An 18,142-nucleotide genomic window follows, 5' to 3' on the forward strand; every position below is an offset into this window, starting at 1 on the left:
AGGCATGAGCGAATCCTTGAAAGAGCTGCAGGCCTATCTGGATGAGAAACTGGGCGCCAGAATCGAAGAAAGCGTTATGGCTTTCGGCGAACTTTCCATCACCGTTGCCCCGGTCGATCTGATTGCGACGCTGGAGTTCCTGAAGAACGACGTGCAGTGCCAGTTCGTCTCCTATATTGATGCCAGCGGCGCGGATTATCCGGCCCGCGAGCGTCGTTTCGATCTGGTGCATCACCTTCTTTCGCCGCGTCAGAACCTGCGTATCCGCGTCCGCGTGATGGTTGACGAGGACACTGCCGTTCCTTCGGCAACAGGCGTCTATCCAGGTGCCAACTGGTTCGAGCGCGAGGCGTATGATCTCTACGGCATTCTTTTCTCCGGCCACCCGGATTTGCGTCGCATCCTGACCGACTATGGTTTCGAAGGTCATCCGCTGCGCAAGGATTTCCCGCTGACGGGCTTTGTTGAAGTGCGCTACGACGATGAAATCAAGCGCGTTGTCTACGAGCCGGTTTCCCTGCGCCAGGAGTTTCGCAATTTCGATTTCACGTCTCCTTGGGAAGGGACGGATTACGTTCTTCCCGGCGATGAGAAGGCGCAAGCATGAGTGACGCCGGTTTCGAAGCAAAAGGTGCATGTCTTTGCGGCGCTGTAAAATTCACTGCGACCGCGCAAGGTCACATGGATGTTTGCCATTGCTCCATGTGTCGTCGCTGGACGGGTGGTGTATTCATGGGCGTAAGCTGCTCCGACGTGCAGATCGAGGATGAAAGCGCGCTTGGCGTTTACGCTTCCTCCGAACATGGCGAGCGCTGTTTCTGCAAGACTTGCGGCTCGTCCTTCATGTGGCGTTCGGAGCAGCTCGGCTTCTACTCCGTATCCGCACAGGCTTTCGAAGATCCGGCAGCTTTCGATTTTACCACTGAAATCTTCATAGACAGCAAGCCTGCCAATTATGATTTCGCCAATCCGACGCAGAAACTGACCGCTGCCGAGGTGATGGCCATGTTCTCGTCCGAGGGAGCACCGGAATGACCGAACACAATGTTCGAAATTTCAATATCAACTTTGGCCCGCAGCACCCTGCCGCCCACGGCGTGCTGCGCCTTGTGCTGGAGCTGGACGGCGAAGTATGCGAACGCGTCGATCCGCATATCGGCCTGCTGCATCGCGGCACCGAAAAGCTGATCGAGAACAAGACTTATCTTCAGGCGGTTCCCTATCTCGATCGCCTCGACTATTGCGCGCCGATGAACCAGGAGCATGCGTTCGCTCTCGGCGTCGAACGTTTGCTCGGCATCGAAGTGCCGCGTCGCGGCCAGCTCATCCGCGTACTCTACTCCGAAATAAGCCGCATCATGTCGCACATTCTGAATGTGACGACGCAGGCCATGGATGTCGGCGCGTTGACGCCGCCGCTATGGGGCTTCGAAGAACGCGAAAAGCTCATGGTTTTTTATGAGCGCGCCTCGGGTTCGCGCATGCATGCTGCATATTTTCGCCCTGGCGGCGTTCACCAGGATCTTCCCGATCAGCTGGTTGAGGATATCGGCAAGTGGATCGATCCGTTCCTGCAGATTGTGCAGGATCTCGATGATCTCCTGACGCCCAACCGCATCTTCAAGCAGCGTAACGTCGATATTGGCGTAGTTTCACTGGAAGACGCATGGGCGCTCGGCTTCTCCGGCGTCATGGTTCGCGGCTCCGGTGCGGCGTGGGATTTGCGCAAGTCGCAGCCCTATGAGTGCTATGAGGAAATGGAATTCGACGTGCCGATCGGCAAGAACGGCGACTGCTACGACCGCTATCTCATCCGCATGGAAGAGATGCGCCAGTCGGCCTCGATCATTCGTCAGTGCGTCAACCTGTTGATGCAGGACAAGAACCGTGGCCCGGTTTCCAATGTCGATGGCAAGATCGTTCCGCCGAAGCGACAGGCAATGAAGCGTTCGATGGAAGCGCTTATCCACCATTTCAAGCTTTACACCGAGGGCTATCACGTCCCTGCCGGTGAAGTGTATGCGGCGGTGGAAGCGCCAAAGGGCGAATTCGGCGTCTATCTCGTGTCCGACGGCACTAACAAGCCGTATCGCTGCAAGCTGCGCGCTCCGGGCTTTGCCCATCTGAGCGCCATGGATTTCATGTGCCGAGGCCATCTGCTGGCAGACGTTTCTGCCGTTCTTGGTTCTCTCGACATCGTCTTCGGAGAGGTCGATCGATAATGTCCGTCCGCCGTCTAGCAGATAATGCCGTCCAACCCGCGATCTTTGCATTCTCCGAGGAGAACAAGGTCTGGGCGGAAGCCACCATCAGAAAATACCCGGAAGGTCGCCAGCAATCGGCGGTCATTCCGCTTCTGATGCGTGCACAGGAACAGGATGGTTGGGTCACCAAGGCCGCTATCGAATATGTCGCGGACCTGCTTCGCATGCCTTATATTCGTGTGCTCGAAGTCGCGACCTTCTATACGCAGTTTCAGCTGAAGCCGGTGGGGCGCCACGCGCATATCCAGGTTTGCGGCACGACGCCCTGCATGTTGCGTGGCTCGGAAGCTTTGATGGAAGTGTGCAAGCGCCGCATCCATACCGAGCAGTTCGAGACCAATGCCGACGGCACGCTGTCCTGGGAAGAAGTCGAATGCCTCGGTGCTTGCGTCAACGCGCCGATGGTCATGGTCTTCAAGGACACCTACGAGGATCTGACGCCGGAACGTCTGGAGCAGATGATCGACATGTTCGAGGCAGGCAAGACGGCGGAAGTGCCGGTCGGCCCGCAGAATGACCGTGCCAATTCCGAGCCGGAAGGCGGCCTTACATCGCTGACCGACGAAAGCGTCGTGACTGGCTCTGTCGCGCGCCGTAATCCTGCGCCTGCCGCAGATCAGGGTAATGGCGTGACACCGCCTTCCGAGGCTGCGCGTCCGAAGACGGATGCCGCTGAAACCGATCCCGCCATCAAGTCTCCTTCGCCAGTAAAGACAAGCACGGCTGGCGAGAAGGCAGCAAGCGTTGCAGCGCCGAAGGAAAACGAGATCGAAGCCAATAAAACGGCAACCGAGGCCGAAACCGTTGCGCGCCAGCGCAAGGAGCCGGCTGGCGAGAAAGCCGACAAGGAAGGCAAGGGCGTTGCGGTCGAAGGCGCACGCGCCGGTTCGCTTCGCGAAGGCGAAAAGACCGTACTCGACCATCCCGATCGCCCGACCGCTATCGCCAAACCCGAAACCGTAGACGATCTCAAGCTGATCTCCGGCGTCGGTCCGAAGATCGAGACGATTTTGCATTCCATCGGCATCTACACTTTCGCGCAAGTTGCGGAATGGAGCGAGGCCGAGTGCGCCTGGGTGGACAATTATCTGCGCTTCCACGGACGCATCGCGCGTGACAACTGGATCGCGCAGGCAGGCGCTCTCGCGCGCGGCGGCGTCGAGGAATATGTCCGTGTTTTCGGCAAGAAGCCGGTTTAAGGGGTGAGTGATGCTGCAAGATAAAGACCGCATCTTTACCAATATTTACGGCCTGTTTGACAAGAGCCTTAAGGGCGCCATGTCGCGTGGCCATTGGGACAATACCCGCGATATCATTTCCAAGGGTCGCGACTGGATCATCAATGAGATGAAGGCATCCGGCCTGCGTGGTCGTGGCGGCGCTGGCTTTCCGACAGGCCTCAAGTGGTCCTTCATGCCCAAGGAAGTGGGAGAGCGCCCGCATTACCTCGTCGTCAATGCCGACGAATCGGAACCGGGCACCTGCAAAGACCGCGAAATTCTGCGTCACGACCCGCATACGCTGATTGAAGGCTGCGTGGTCGCCGGCTGCGCCATGGGCGCGCACACCGCCTATATCTATGTGCGCGGCGAGTTTGTGCGTGAACGCGAGGCGCTGCAGGCCGCGATCGACGAATGTTATGATGCAGGGCTTCTCGGCAAGGATAACAAGACGGGCTGGGACATGGACGTTTTCGTTCATCACGGCGCCGGTGCCTATATTTGCGGCGAGGAAACCGCTCTGCTCGAAAGCCTGGAAGGCAAGAAGGGCCAACCGCGCCTCAAGCCGCCATTTCCGGCCAATATGGGGCTCTATGGCTGCCCGACGACGGTGAACAACGTCGAGTCGATCGCCGTTGCGCCAACCATTCTGCGCCGTGGCGCGTCATGGTTCTCGTCATTCGGTCGTCCGAACAACGTCGGCACCAAGCTGTTCATGATCTCCGGCCACGTCAACACGCCGTGCACCGTGGAAGAAAGCCTCGGCATCACCTTCCGCGAATTGATCGAAAAGCACGCCGGCGGTATCCGTGGCGGATGGGACAATCTGCTTGCCGTCATTCCCGGCGGTGCTTCGTGTCCGATCGTGAAGGCGGAAGACATTATCGACTGCCAGATGGACTTTGACGGTCTTCGCGAGAAGAAGTCCTCCTTCGGTACCGGTGGCGTCATCGTTATGGACAAGTCCACCGACGTCGTGAAGGCGATCGCGCGCCTTGCCTACTTCTTCAAGCATGAAAGCTGCGGTCAGTGTACGCCATGTCGCGAAGGCACGGGTTGGATGTGGCGGGTGATGGAGCGTCTGGTGCGCGGCGAAGCGCACAAACGCGAAATCGATATGCTGCTCGATGTGACCAAGCAGGTCGAAGGGCACACGATCTGTGCGCTGGGTGACGCGGCCGCGTGGCCGATCCAGGGTCTTATCCGCAATTTCCGTCCGGAAATCGAACGTCGCATCGACGAGTTCACGCGCAATTCCCATCGCGCGGAACCTGTCATGGTCGCGGCAGAGTAACGGTCGGGTTGGAATTTTGAGAGCGGCGGCAAACGCCGGGAGCTAGAGAATGGCAAATATCAAGGTAGACGGCAAAGAGATCGAAGTTCCCGATCACTACACGCTGCTGCAGGCTGCGGAAGCAGCCGGCGCGGAAGTGCCGCGCTTTTGTTTCCATGAGCGTTTGTCGATCGCCGGCAACTGCCGCATGTGCCTCGTCGAGGTGAAGGGTGGACCACCGAAGCCGGCGGCCTCATGCGCCATGGGCGTACGCGACCTGCGTCCCGGCCCGAACGGCGAAAGCCCCGAGATCTTCACCAATACGCCCATGGTCAAGAAGGCCCGCGAAGGCGTGATGGAATTCCTGCTGATCAATCATCCGCTCGATTGCCCGATCTGCGATCAGGGTGGCGAGTGCGATCTACAGGATCAGGCCATGGCCTTCGGCGTGGACTCCTCGCGCTATGCCGAGAACAAGCGGGCAGTCGAAGACAAGTATATCGGCCCGCTCGTCAAGACGATCATGACGCGCTGCATCCACTGCACGCGCTGCGTCCGCTTTACGACCGAAGTTGCGGGCATTTCCGAGCTGGGGCTGATCGGTCGCGGCGAAGATGCCGAGATCACCACCTATCTCGAACATGCGATGACGTCCGAGCTGCAGGGCAACGTGATCGATCTTTGTCCGGTCGGTGCGCTGACCTCCAAGCCTTATGCCTTCCAGGCGCGTCCGTGGGAGTTGACCAAAACCGAATCCATCGACGTGATGGACGCGGTTGGCTCGGCCATTCGCGTCGACAGCCGTGGTCGCGAAGTGATGCGCATCCTGCCGCGCGTCAACGAGCAGGTTAATGAAGAGTGGATTTCCGACAAGAGCCGCTTTATCTGGGACGGTTTGCGTACGCAGCGCCTTGATCGCCCTTACGTGCGTCGCGACGGCAAGTTGCGTCCCGCAAGCTGGGGCGAAGCCTTCGCTGCCATCAAGGAGGCAGTTGCCAGGACGAGCGGCGACAGGATCGGTGCCATTGCCGGCGACCTCGCTGCCGTGGAAGAGCTTTATGCGCTGAAGCTTCTCATGGCTTCGCTCGGCTCAGCCAATATCGATTGCCGCCAGGATGGCGCTGCGCTCGATCCGGCTCTTGGTCGTGCCAGCTACATTTTCAACCCGACCATCGAGGGGATCGAAAACGCCGACGCCGTGCTGATCATCGGCGCGAACCCGCGCTTCGAGGCTTCGGTACTGAATGCGCGCATTCGCAAGCGGTGGCGCCAGGGCGGCCTTCCGGTCGGCGTTATCGGCCAGATGGGCGATCTGCGTTACGATTACGAGCTGCTTGGCGCAGGCACCGATACGCTGGCCGATCTTGCATCGGGCAGAATCGGCTTCCTCGACACGCTGAAGAATGCCCAGCGCCCCATGATTATTGTCGGCCAGGGCGCGCTGTCGCGGGGCGATGGTAGCGCGGTACTGGGTGCTGCTGCCAAACTGGCTTCGGATGTCGGCGCTGTTTCGGCCGAGTGGAATGGCTTTGCCGTCCTTCATACTGCTGCTTCGCGTGTCGGTGCGCTCGACATCGGCTTCGTGCCGGGCGAGGGCGGTCGCAAGGTTGCCGAGATGATGGGGGCGCTCGACGTGCTCTTCCTGGCCGGTGCCGACGAGATCGAAACGGCGAAGATCGGCAATGCCTTCACCATCTATATGGGCACGCATGGCGATGCCGGTGCGCATCGCGCCGATGTCATTCTGCCAGCTTCCGCCTACACGGAAAAATCTGCGACCTACGTAAACACGGAGGGCCGTGTGCAGATGACCAATCGTGCGGTTTTTGCACCGGGAGATGCCAAGGAAGACTGGGCTATCATCCGCGCGCTTTCGGACGTCCTGGGCCACAAGCTGCCATTCGACTCGCTCGCGCAGCTTCGCGCCAGGCTCTACGGTGAATTCCCGCATCTGGCGGCAATCGATCAGGTTGCGCCTGCCGATATCGCGGGCGTTGCAGAGGCTGCCAAGCTCAATGGCGTGCTTGCCAAGGACGCTTTCGTTTCCTCCGTCGACGACTTCTACCTGACCAATCCGATCGCGCGCAGCTCTGCCGTCATGGCCGAGTGCTCCGCGCTCGCCAAGGGCAGCATCAAACAGGCAGCTGAGTGACCATGGAACCCATCTTCTTCGATTACATCCTGCCTGTGCTGATCATCCTGGCAAAGTGCCTCGCACTCGTCGTCGTCCTGCTGATCTTCGTGGCCTATATCCTTTATGCCGACCGCAAGATCTGGGCCGCCGTTCAGTTGCGCCGCGGTCCGAACGTCGTCGGACCGTTCGGGTTGTTCCAGTCCTTTGCCGATCTTGGCAAGTTCGTCCTCAAGGAGCCGGTCATTCCGTCTGGCGCCAACAAGGGTGTCTTCCTGCTGGCTCCGCTCGTTTCGGCTATCACGGCGCTTACCGCCTGGGCGGTCATCCCGGTCAGTGAAGGCTGGGCGATGGCGAATATCAATGTCGGCATTCTGTTCATCTTCGCGGTTACGTCGCTGGAGGTTTATGGCGTGATCATGGGCGGTTGGGCGTCGAACTCGAAATATCCGTTCCTTGGCGCGCTTCGTTCCGCTGCGCAGATGGTTTCCTACGAAGTTTCGATCGGCTTTGTCATTGTCACCGTTCTGCTCTGCGTCGGCTCGTTGAACCTGACCGATATCGTTCTTGCGCAGAATTCGGGCCTTGGCACGATGGTCGGCCTGCCGAACTCGTTCCTCGACTGGCACTGGCTGCCGCTCTTCCCGATGTTCGTCGTGTTCTTCATCTCGGCGCTGGCTGAAACGAACCGGCCGCCATTCGATCTGGTGGAAGCTGAATCGGAGCTCGTTGCAGGCCACATGATCGAGTATTCCTCGACGCCGTTCCTGCTGTTCTTCCTTGGTGAATATGTCGCCATCGTATTGATGTGCGCACTGACGACAGTGCTTTTCCTCGGTGGCTGGCTGCCTCCGTTCGACTTCGCGCCATTCACCTGGGTGCCGGGCGTCGTCTGGTTCGTGCTGAAGGTGTGCCTCGTGTTCTTCGGCTTCTCGATCGTCAAGGCATTTGTGCCACGCTACCGCTACGACCAGCTGATGCGTCTGGGCTGGAAGGTCTTCCTGCCGCTGTCGCTCTTCATGGTGGTTGCCACCGCACTCGTTCTGAAACTCGGAGGCTGGGCATAATATGTCGGCACTCGCTCAAGCTGCAAAATCGCTTCTCTTGAAGGAATTCGTCAGCGCTTTCTTCCTGTCGATGCGCTATTTCTTCAAGCCGAAGACGACGTTGAACTATCCCTACGAAAAGGGACCGCTGTCCCCCCGTTTCCGTGGCGAACATGCATTGCGCCGCTATCCGAACGGGGAAGAGCGCTGCATCGCTTGCAAGCTTTGCGAAGCGATCTGCCCGGCGCAGGCCATTACCATTGAGGCCGGTCCGCGCCGCAACGACGGCACACGTCGCACGGTGCGCTACGACATCGATATGGTTAAGTGCATCTATTGCGGGTTCTGCCAGGAAGCTTGTCCCGTAGACGCCATCGTCGAAGGTCCGAATTTCGAATTCTCGACGGAAACGCGCGAAGAACTTTACTACGACAAGGAAAAGCTCCTCGCCAACGGCGACCGCTGGGAACGCGAAATCGCGCGCAACATCGCGCTGGACTCGCCGTACCGATAAGAGATTGAAACGGGAATGCTCCTTGAGCCGCCAGGAGGCGGCTTAGGGTTTAGGAAGACGAAATCCTAGTAAAAACAGTAGCTAATTGAATTTTGTTGAGACGCGGAGCGAGCAACGACTGGTTCCGCAGGTCAAGGATCGGGGTCTTACATGCTGAACGGTATAGAGGCGATCTTCTTCTACCTCTTCGCCTTCGTGGCGGTTGCGTCAGCCTTCATGGTCATTTCTGCGCGCAATCCGGTGCATTCGGTGCTCTTTCTGATCCTCGCATTCGTCAATGCGGCGGGTCTCTTCCTGCTGACAGGGGCGGAGTTCCTGGCGATGATCCTGATCGTCGTCTATGTCGGCGCGGTCGCGGTTCTCTTCCTCTTCGTCGTGATGATGCTGGATGTGGATTTTGCCGATTTGAAGCGGGGCGCGCTGCAATATGCACCGATCGGGGCAATGGTGGGGCTCATCCTTGCGGCCGAACTCGTTATCGTCCTCGGCGGCACGGCATTTTCTCCTGAGCTTGCACAGTCGCCAGCCGTTCCGATTCCGCCGGTCGCTGAGCGCCATAACACAGCGGCCCTCGGCGACGTGCTTTATACGAACTATGTCTATTTCTTCCAGCTGGCCGGTCTGGTTCTGCTGGTTGCGATGATCGGCGCCATCGTTCTGACATTGCGCCACAAGCCGGGCGTTCGCCGCCAGGATATCTCGACCCAGGTTGCCCGCACGCCGGAAACCGCAATCGAGATCAAGAAGGTCGAAACGGGCAAGGGTATCTAAAAAGCCATGACTGTAGGAATTTCACATTATCTCACCGTCTCGGCGATCCTGTTCACGATCGGCGTCTTCGGCATCTTCCTCAACCGGAAGAACGTCATCGTCATTCTCATGTCGGTCGAGCTTATCCTGCTCGCCGTCAATCTGAATTTCATTGCCTTCTCTTCGGTGCTGAACGATATCGTCGGACAGGTCTTCGCGCTCTTTGTGCTGACTGTCGCGGCGGCTGAGGCTGCCATCGGCCTCGCAATCCTCGTGGTATTCTTCCGTAACCGCGGCTCCATCGCGGTGGAAGACGTTAATATGATGAAGGGCTGACGGGTAAATGTTTCACGCCATCGTCTTCCTGCCGCTCGTCGGCTTTCTGATTGCGGGTCTCTTCGGTCGCAAGATCGGCGCGACCGCCAGCGAATATGTGACCTCCGCATTTGTGGGGATTGCAGCGCTGCTTTCCTGGGTTGTGTTCTTCCAGTACGCGCTGGGCGACGCCGAGAAGGTTTCCGTGCCGGTCCTGACCTTCCTCCAGTCAGGTGGCCTCGATGTTTCCTGGGCATTGCGCATTGATACGCTGACGGCAGTGATGCTGGTCGTTGTGAACTCGGTTTCAACGCTGGTTCACGTCTACTCGATCGGCTATATGCATCACGACCCGCATCGGCCGCGCTTCTTCGCCTATCTTTCGCTCTTCACCTTCGCCATGCTTTCGCTGGTGACCGCCGACAATCTAGTGCAGATGTTCTTCGGCTGGGAAGGTGTCGGTCTGGCCTCGTATCTGCTGATCGGCTTCTGGTTCAAGAAGCAGTCTGCCGGTGCTGCCGCGATGAAAGCGTTCATCGTCAACCGCGTGGGTGACTTCGGCTTCCTGCTTGGAATATTCGGCCTCTACGTTCTGACCGGCTCGGTGAATTTCGACACGATCTTCGCCAATATTCAGAGCATGTATGCGGGCGAGGGTGCAGCTTCCGCAGATGTCGCGCTTAATTTCCTCGGCTACGCCCTGAACCCGCAGGCGGCTCTCACCATTGTCTGCCTGCTGCTCTTCATGGGCGCCATGGGCAAGTCGGCGCAGGTTCCGCTGCACACCTGGCTACCGGACGCCATGGAAGGCCCGACACCCGTTTCGGCGTTGATCCATGCTGCCACCATGGTCACGGCCGGCGTCGTGATGCTGGCGCGCATGTCCCCGGTCTTCGAGTTCAGCCACACGGCGCTGACCGTCGTAACCATTATCGGCGCGATCACTGCTATCTTTGCAGCGACCGTTGGCCTGGTGCAGAACGATATCAAGCGCGTCATTGCTTATTCGACCTGTTCGCAGCTCGGTTACATGTTCGTGGCGCTTGGCCTCGGCTTCTACTCCGCGGCCGTGTTCCATCTCTTCACGCACGCCTTCTTCAAGGCACTCCTGTTCCTTGGTTCAGGTTCGGTAATCCACGCCGTTTCCGACGAACAGGACATGCGCAAGATGGGCGGCTTGCGTAAACTCATCCCGAATACCTACTGGATGATGATAATCGGTACGATCGCGCTGACTGGCGTCGGTATTCCCGGCACCGTTATCGGCACCGCCGGTTTCTTCTCGAAGGATGCGATCATTGAAGGCGCCTTCTCGGCTCATGGCGCGGCAGCAGGCTTTGCATTCATCCTCCTCACGGTTGCTGCATGCATGACCAGTTTCTATTCCTGGCGCCTGATTTTCATGACCTTCCACGGCAAGCCTCGTGCAACTGCCGATGTCATGAGCCACGTGCATGAATCGCCGCCGGTCATGTTGATCCCGCTTTACATTCTCGCCGTTGGCGCGCTGTTTGCTGGTTTCCTGTTCCACGACGCCTTCATAGGCGAAGCCTATGGCGAGTTCTGGAAGGTTTCGCTCTTCACGCTGGAAAGCAATCATATCCTGCACGAGTTCCACCACGTTCCGTTCTGGGTAAAGCTTGCTCCGTTCGTGGCAATGCTGCTCGGTTTCGCTCTGGCCTATCAGTTCTACATCCGCTCGCCGGAAACGCCGGTGAAGCTGGCGGAGCGCCATCGCGGCCTCTACGCCTTCCTGCTCAACAAGTGGTACTTCGACGAGCTGTATGATTTCCTCTTCGTGCGTCCGGCCAACTGTCTTGGCCGCATCCTCTGGAAGACCGGTGACGGCACGCTGATCGATGGTCTTGGACCGAATGGCGTGGCGGCCCGCGTCGTCGACGTGACCAACCGTGTCGTGAAAATGCAGACCGGCTACCTTTATCACTACGCATTCGCAATGCTCATCGGTGTCGCAGCCCTTGTGACCTGGATGATGCTCGGGAGTTCCTTCTGATGACCGATTGGCCCATTCTTTCCGCGGTCACCTTCCTTCCACTCGTTGGCGCGCTGATCATTCTTCTGATCCGTGACGAAGGGGCGGCGTCGGTTCGCAACATCCGTAACGTGGCGCTGCTCACGACGATCATCACCTTTATCCTGTCGCTGTTCATCTGGATCGGTTTCGACCAGACGAATCCGGGCTTCCAGTTCGTGGAAGAAGCCGAGTGGCTAGGCGGCAATATCGGCTACCGCATGGGCGTCGACGGCATTTCCATGCTCTTCGTCATCCTGACGACGTTCCTTATGCCCATCTGCATTCTCGCCAGCTGGGTTTCGATCGAAAAGCGCATCAAGGATTACATGATCGCGTTTCTGATCCTGGAAACGTTGATGATCGGTGTGTTCACCGCGCTCGACCTGATGCTCTTCTACGTCTTCTTCGAGGCGGGCCTCATTCCGATGTTCATCATCATCGGCGTGTGGGGCGGCAAACGCCGCGTCTATGCTTCCTACAAGTTCTTCCTGTATACGCTGCTTGGCTCCGTGCTGATGCTGCTTGCCATCATGGCCATGTATTGGAATGCCGGCACGACCGACATTCGCGTATTGCTCGAGCATGATTTCCCGGCCGGTATGCAAACATGGCTCTGGCTGGCCTTCTTCGCCTCCTTCGCGGTAAAGATGCCGATGTGGCCCGTTCATACCTGGCTGCCGGATGCGCACGTGGAAGCGCCAACCGCAGGCTCGGTACTCCTTGCAGGCATTCTTCTGAAGCTTGGCGGTTACGGGTTCCTGCGCTTCTCGCTGCCGATGTTCCCGCTGGCTTCGGCCGACTTCGCTCCCTTTATCTTCACCTTGTCGGTGATTGGCATCATCTACACCTCGCTGGTTGCGCTGGTGCAGGAAGACATGAAGAAGCTGATCGCCTATTCCTCGGTCGCGCACATGGGCTATGTCACCATGGGTATCTTCGCGATGAACCCGGAGGGTGTTCAGGGCGCAATCTTCCAGATGCTGTCGCATGGTATCGTCTCCGGCGCGCTGTTTCTCTGCGTCGGCGTCGTCTACGACCGGATGCATACGCGTGACATCGCAGCCTATGGCGGCCTCGTGCACAACATGCCGAAATATGCAGTCGTGTTCCTGATCTTCACCATGGCCAATGTCGGCCTGCCCGGCACGTCCGGCTTCGTCGGCGAGTTCCTGACGCTGTTCGGCGTCTTCCAGGTCAACACGTGGGTAGCGTTCTTCGCTGCAACTGGTGTGATCTTGTCCGCAGCCTACGCACTGTGGCTCTATCGCCGGATCATCTTCGGCGTGCTTTCCAAGGACAGCCTGAAGGGTTTGCTCGACCTGTCGCCGCGCGAACAGCTCATCATCTACCCGCTGGTGGTGCTGACAATTCTGTTCGGGTTCTACCCGACGCCGCTGATTGCGCCGACGGCTGCGTCCGTCAATGCGCTGATCGAAAATATCAATGCCTCGCTCGCAGCTGCATCGCAGCTCGCAGCGGTCGCCGCTCAGTAAGAAGGGGCTTAACGCAAATGACGCCGGAACTTCTTTCCGCCAGCCTTTTGATTGCGGCACCTGAATTGATCATCGCCATTGGTGCGTTGGCCCTTCTCATGGTCGGCGTGTTTATGGGCGAGAAATCGAGCGCGACCGTGACAGGTCTTGCTGTCGCCGTGCTTCTCGCCGCAGGGGCATGGATGCTCCTGTTCCCGACGAATGGCGATGCGTTCAATAATGCCTTCGTCAACGATTCCTTCGCACGCTTCATGAAGATCCTGACGCTGATCGGCTCGGTCGTCACGCTCGTCATGTCGGTGGGCTTCGCCAAGGCAGAGAAGTTCGACAAATTCGAATATCCGATCCTCGTCATGCTGGCGACGCTCGGCATGTTGCTGATGGTTTCGGCCAATGACATGCTGTCGCTCTACATGGCGCTCGAATTGCAATCGCTCGCTCTCTACGTCGTTGCCGCCTTCAACCGCGAAAACGTTCGTTCGACCGAAGCGGGCCTCAAGTATTTTGTGCTAGGCGCTCTGTCTTCGGGCATGATGCTCTACGGTATTTCGTTGGTCTATGGCTACACCGGCCAGACGGGCTTCGAAGCAATCGCGACGGCTCTTGCGGGCGGCGAGCGCCAGCTTGGCCTTGTTTTCGGTCTCGTATTTGTGCTGGCTGGCCTCGCGTTCAAGATTTCGGCAGTGCCGTTCCACATGTGGACGCCGGATGTCTATGAGGGTGCGCCGACGCCGGTAACGGCGTTCTTCGCGGCTGCACCGAAGATGGCAGCCGTCGCACTGACCGTACGTGTCGTCATGACCGCGTTTGAACCAATCGCCGCAGACTGGCGCCAGATCGTCGTATTCATCGCGATAGCCTCCATGCTGCTTGGTTCCTTTGCTGCCATCGGCCAGAAGAACATAAAGCGACTGATGGCATATTCGTCCATCGGCCATATCGGCTTTGCGCTGGTCGGCCTTGCTGCCAACAGCGTGGAGGGCGTGCAGGGCGTTGCGCTTTACATGGCGATTTATCTCGCCATGACGCTCGGTACCTTCGCGCTCATTCTCGGAATGCGTCGCAAGGATGGCAATGTCGAAATGGTAGACGATCTGGCAGGCCTTGCCTCGACAAACAAGATGATGGCCGTAATCCTGACCATCCTCATGTTCTCATTGGCTGGTATCCCACCGTTCGCCGGCTTCTTCGCCAAATGGTACGTCTTCTCCGCGGCCATCAATGCCGAGCTTTATGGCTTGGCCGTCGTTGGTGTTCTGGCGTCTGTCGTGGGTGCATATTACTATCTGCGCGTTATCAAGCTCATGTGGTTCGATGATGCGACGGGTAGCTTCGTACCGATGGCTGGCGAACTTCGCCTCGTTCTCGGTGCCTCCGGCGCATTCGTGCTGCTCTATCCGCTCTTTGGCGGGTTGCTTGCAAGCTGGGCTTCGGCCGCCGCAGCGAGCTTTTTCTGATCGACATGGCTTTTTCGCTGTCACCCCGCGCTCTCGGGCAAGGCTATCGTCTGGAAGCCCATGAGAGCGTCGGTTCCACCAATGCACTGGCGCTAGAACACGCCATGTCAGGTGACGCCGGCAAGCTTTGGGTAGTGGCGAAAAAGCAGGAATCGGGCAGGGGACGGCGCGGACGCCCTTGGGAAACGCCGTCGGGTAATCTGGCGGCGACCGTCTTGATGGCGGGTGGCTTCGAACCGCGCCACGCTGCAACGCTTGGTTTTGTTGCCGGGCTTTCGCTTTCTGATGCACTGCAGGCCGCACTACCCGACCAGCGCATCGACATGGCGCTGGACGGAGCTAACCATGACAAGAACCGTTTTACGTTGAAGTGGCCGAACGACGTGCTGGCCGATGGAGCCAAACTCTCCGGCATCCTGCTTGAATCGACCATGCTGAAGAGTGACAAGATGGCGGTTGTCATCGGTATTGGCGTCAATGTGATCGCACATCCTGCCGACACGCCTTATCCAGCCACATCGCTGGCCGCGATGGGTTCGGACTTCGATGCAGAGGCACTTTTCCTTGCGCTTTCGGATGCCTGGGTCGATAACATGGCCTTATGGCGCGGCGGTGATGGCCTTTCGTCCATCCGCGACAAATGGCTCTCTCGCGCGGCTGGTCTCGGGGGAGAAGTGGCGGTAAAAACCGGTGAAACGATCACGCGCGGTATTTTCGAAACCATCGATGAGGAATGCCGCTTCATTATTCGCACGGATGACGGTACGCGTGTGCCGATTGCCGCGGGCGATGTGCATTTTGGCGCGGTCGCGTCGGCAGGAGCTATTTAGGCGTTCCGGCAAAAGCGGCATCGATTTTGCCTTCGGAGGACAATGGAGCAGTCTGCACCTGCGGAACTGTTCAAGAAATTTGCTGCCTTAGCAGCCAATCCCGCCGTGACGTTCTTCCAGGCGTCGCGGCGGTCATATCATATGGAAGACCAGAGAAACGCCGCATAAGCTGCAGAGACAGCGCGGCATGCAAGGTGGCGAAAGAAAGCCGCCAAAAGGAAAAAAATGACTGAAAACGATAATTCCGAGCTGGTTTTTGTTCCGCTCGGTGGTGTCGGCGAGATCGGCATGAACCTCGCCCTTTACGGATTTGGCCCTGCCTCGCACCGTGAATATCTTCTGGTGGACTGCGGCGTCACTTTTCCCGGTCCGGACCTGCCAGGTGTCGATCTGGTGCTGCCCGATATTAACTTTGTGCTGAAGCACAAGGATCGCCTGCGCGGCATGATCATCACCCACGCACATGAAGACCATTACGGCGCCGTGCTCGACCTGTGGCCGCGTTTGCGTGTGCCGCTTTACGCAACGCCATTCTGCGCCGGACTGCTCGAGGCAAAGGCGGAGGGCGAAGCCGGCGCACCCGAGATCAAGGTCAACGTCTTCAAGGGAGGAGAGCGCTTCAATGTCGGGCCTTTCGAGATCGAAGCGATTGACGTGACGCACTCGATCCCGGAACCTGTAGCGCTGGCGATTACCACGCCGGCCGGCACGGTTGTGCATACCGGAGACTGGAAGATCGATCCCACACCATCGCTTGGACCAATCACCAACGGTCAGCGCTTCACCGAGCTGGGCGACAAGGGCGTGCTGGCACTGATCTGCGATTCCACCAACGCACTGCGTGAAGGCGTCTCGCCATCGGAGGCGGATGTCGAGGTAGGACTGCGCGACTTGATCACCGACGCGCCGGGACGTGTCGTCATCACGACGTTCTCTTCCAATGTTGGACGCATTCGTTCCATTGCCAAGGCGGCGCAGGATGCGGGTCGTCAAACGCTTCTGCTTGGTCGCTCGATCAAGCGTGTCGTCGAAGTGGCGGGCGAACTTGGTTACATGGAAGGCCTGTCGGACTTCATCGCCGAGGACGAATATGGCTATATTCCGCGCGAGAATCTCGTCGTGATCTGCACAGGCTCGCAAGGCGAAAACCGCGCTGCACTTGCCAAGCTGGCACGCGATGAAATGCGCCATGTTTCGGTAGCGGCCGGCGATACGGTCGTGTTTTCTTCGCGCGCCATTCCGGGCAACGAAAAGGAAATCGGGGGCATCAAGAACCAGTTCATCGATCGTGGCATCCGTGTTGTCGAAGACGGCAGCGAATATCTGGTCCATGTGTCGGGCCACCCGCGGCGCAGCGAACTGAAGCAGATGTATGAATGGGTGCGCCCGAAGATCGCCGTTCCCGTACATGGGGAGGCTGCTCATCTGACCGGCCATGCAGCCTTTGCAGCACAGCTTGGCGTGCCGACCGTCGCCCGCGTGCGCAATGGAGACATGATTCGCCTGTGGCCGGGACAGCCGGAAGTTGTCGCGGAAGTGCCTTTTGGGCGCATCTACAAGGACGGGCGGGTGATCGGCAATGAAGACCAGGTGGGCGTACGCGACCGTCGCAAGCTCTCCTTTGCCGGGCACGTGGCGGTCAACGTCGTCCTCGACGAAAAGCTGCGCCTGAATGGCGATCCAGACATTGTTTCGATCGGTGTGGCCGAAAAGAACGTGAAGGGCGTCTATCTCGACGAGTTGATGCTGGAAGCCGCGGTCAGCGCCGTCGATTCGATTCCGCGTGTGCGTCGCAAGGACCTCGATCTGGTGCAGGAAGCGGTGCGCCGGGCCGTGCGGGCCGCCGCCAACGAGCATTGGGGCAAGAAGCCGCTGGTGACGGTGTTCGTCACCCAGTGATAAGAAACAAGGGCTGCCGAATGGCGGCCCTTTTGCTTTCTACATTGCTATACAATGATCAAAGTCCGGGAGGAAACATATGATCGGTCGTTTGAACCACGTCGCCATTGCCGTGCCGGATCTCGCGGCAGCTGTGAAAACTTATGAGGCGGCGCTGGGAGCCAGGGTGAGCGCCCCGCAGGTTTTGCCGGAGCACGGCGTCACGGTGGTTTTCATAGATCTGGGGAATAGCAAGGTGGAGCTTCTGGAGCCTCTGGGAGAGAATTCGACAATTGCGGCATTCATCGAACGCAATCCGACCGGCGGCATGCACCACATCTGCTACGAAGTGGAGGATATTGCAACGGCGCGGGAGCGGTTGATGGCGCAGGGCGCGCGCGTGCTTGGCGACGGCAATCCCAAGATCGGGGCGCATGGCAAGCCCGTTCTCTTCCTGCATCCTAAGGATTTCAATGGCACGCTGGTGGAACTCGAAGAGGTTTGAACGATGACGATCTTTTCCGCAGTCGCCGTCTATTTCGTGATCTGGTGGACGGTGCTTTTCGCCAGCATTCCGTTCGGGCTACGCACGCAGGAAGAAGAGGGGAGCGTGATACCTGGCACCACTGCGAGCGCTCCGGCGGGTTCGCATATGCGTCGCGTCGTCATTCGCAACAGCATCGTTGCGGCACTCATCTATGGAGCTCTCTACGGGGGCAATTACTGGCTTGGGTGGAGCCTCGATGATTTGCCGAGAATAATTCCTGATTTTCCTGACTGAGGGAGGATCTGCTGTACAACAAAAAATGCGAGGCCGAAGCCTCGCATTTTTATTGGAAAAGATTTGGTCTGAAGTTCTCTTCCTTTCTTAAAAAGGCGGCAGCGGGTTAGCGCGCCAGAACTTCGATTCCTCCCAAAACCTGACCATTTCATAGG

Annotated in this window: 17 protein-coding genes; all 17 read left to right on the plus strand. The window is 58.5% G+C overall.

Annotated elements, in window-relative coordinates; genetic code table 11:
• The first annotated feature begins 4 nt into the window (after positions 1-4).
• Positions 5-607, plus strand: coding sequence for an NADH-quinone oxidoreductase subunit C (locus tag IE151_RS00170; protein WP_189486626.1), 603 nt, complete (start codon positions 5-7; stop codon positions 605-607).
• A complete protein-coding gene (locus IE151_RS00175) occupies positions 604-1,035 on the plus strand; it encodes a GFA family protein (protein ID WP_189486628.1) in 432 nt (143 codons plus the stop codon). Before IE151_RS00170 ends, IE151_RS00175 begins: the two co-directional genes overlap by 4 nt.
• On the plus strand, positions 1,032-2,222 hold the full coding sequence (locus tag IE151_RS00180; protein ID WP_189486630.1) for an NADH-quinone oxidoreductase subunit D: 1,191 nt from the start codon (positions 1,032-1,034) through the stop codon (positions 2,220-2,222). The genes IE151_RS00175 and IE151_RS00180 overlap by 4 nt, the downstream gene beginning before the upstream one ends.
• A complete protein-coding gene (locus IE151_RS00185; RefSeq protein WP_189486632.1) occupies positions 2,222-3,463 on the plus strand; it encodes an NADH-quinone oxidoreductase subunit E in 1,242 nt (413 codons plus the stop codon). The genes IE151_RS00180 and IE151_RS00185 overlap by 1 nt, the downstream gene beginning before the upstream one ends.
• A gap of 10 nt (positions 3,464-3,473) precedes the next feature.
• Entirely contained in the window at positions 3,474-4,778 is a 1,305-nt protein-coding gene (gene nuoF / locus IE151_RS00190; protein WP_189486634.1) for an NADH-quinone oxidoreductase subunit NuoF, read from the plus strand.
• Between the two features lie 49 nt (positions 4,779-4,827).
• Positions 4,828-6,909: an NADH-quinone oxidoreductase subunit NuoG gene (gene nuoG / locus IE151_RS00195; protein ID WP_189486636.1), complete on the plus strand. Its 2,082-nt coding sequence runs from the start codon at positions 4,828-4,830 to the stop codon at positions 6,907-6,909.
• Between the two features lie 2 nt (positions 6,910-6,911).
• Positions 6,912-7,955, plus strand: a complete 1,044-nt coding sequence (nuoH, locus tag IE151_RS00200) for an NADH-quinone oxidoreductase subunit NuoH (protein ID WP_189487551.1) — start codon at positions 6,912-6,914, stop codon at positions 7,953-7,955.
• Between the two features lies 1 nt (position 7,956).
• Entirely contained in the window at positions 7,957-8,448 is a 492-nt protein-coding gene (gene nuoI, locus IE151_RS00205; RefSeq protein ID WP_189486638.1) for an NADH-quinone oxidoreductase subunit NuoI, read from the plus strand.
• 150 nt (positions 8,449-8,598) lie between these two features.
• A complete protein-coding gene (locus IE151_RS00210; RefSeq protein ID WP_189486640.1) occupies positions 8,599-9,219 on the plus strand; it encodes an NADH-quinone oxidoreductase subunit J in 621 nt (206 codons plus the stop codon).
• A gap of 6 nt (positions 9,220-9,225) precedes the next feature.
• Positions 9,226-9,534 (plus strand): NADH-quinone oxidoreductase subunit NuoK, encoded by a 309-nt coding sequence (gene nuoK, locus IE151_RS00215; RefSeq protein WP_189486642.1) that lies wholly within the window; start codon positions 9,226-9,228, stop codon positions 9,532-9,534.
• A 7-nt stretch (positions 9,535-9,541) separates the two neighbouring features.
• Positions 9,542-11,527 (plus strand): NADH-quinone oxidoreductase subunit L, encoded by a 1,986-nt coding sequence (gene nuoL, locus IE151_RS00220; RefSeq protein ID WP_189486644.1) that lies wholly within the window; start codon positions 9,542-9,544, stop codon positions 11,525-11,527.
• Positions 11,527-13,041, plus strand: coding sequence for an NADH-quinone oxidoreductase subunit M (locus tag IE151_RS00225; RefSeq protein WP_189486646.1), 1,515 nt, complete (start codon positions 11,527-11,529; stop codon positions 13,039-13,041). Before nuoL ends, IE151_RS00225 begins: the two co-directional genes overlap by 1 nt.
• Positions 13,042-13,058: 17 nt before the next feature.
• Positions 13,059-14,498: an NADH-quinone oxidoreductase subunit NuoN gene (gene nuoN, locus IE151_RS00230; RefSeq protein WP_189486649.1), complete on the plus strand. Its 1,440-nt coding sequence runs from the start codon at positions 13,059-13,061 to the stop codon at positions 14,496-14,498.
• A 5-nt stretch (positions 14,499-14,503) separates the two neighbouring features.
• Complete coding sequence (locus IE151_RS00235; protein WP_189486651.1) at positions 14,504-15,328, plus strand: biotin--[acetyl-CoA-carboxylase] ligase; 825 nt, start codon at positions 14,504-14,506, stop codon at positions 15,326-15,328.
• A 225-nt stretch (positions 15,329-15,553) separates the two neighbouring features.
• Entirely contained in the window at positions 15,554-17,227 is a 1,674-nt protein-coding gene (locus IE151_RS00240) for a ribonuclease J (protein WP_189486653.1), read from the plus strand.
• A gap of 79 nt (positions 17,228-17,306) precedes the next feature.
• Complete coding sequence (gene mce, locus IE151_RS00245) at positions 17,307-17,711, plus strand: methylmalonyl-CoA epimerase (RefSeq protein WP_189486655.1); 405 nt, start codon at positions 17,307-17,309, stop codon at positions 17,709-17,711.
• Between the two features lie 3 nt (positions 17,712-17,714).
• On the plus strand, positions 17,715-17,987 hold the full coding sequence (locus IE151_RS00250; protein ID WP_189486657.1) for a DUF1467 family protein: 273 nt from the start codon (positions 17,715-17,717) through the stop codon (positions 17,985-17,987).
• Positions 17,988-18,142 lie beyond the last annotated feature (155 nt).

This window comes from Limoniibacter endophyticus, from assembly GCF_014652835.1.
Lineage (GTDB): Bacteria > Pseudomonadota > Alphaproteobacteria > Rhizobiales > Rhizobiaceae > Limoniibacter > Limoniibacter endophyticus.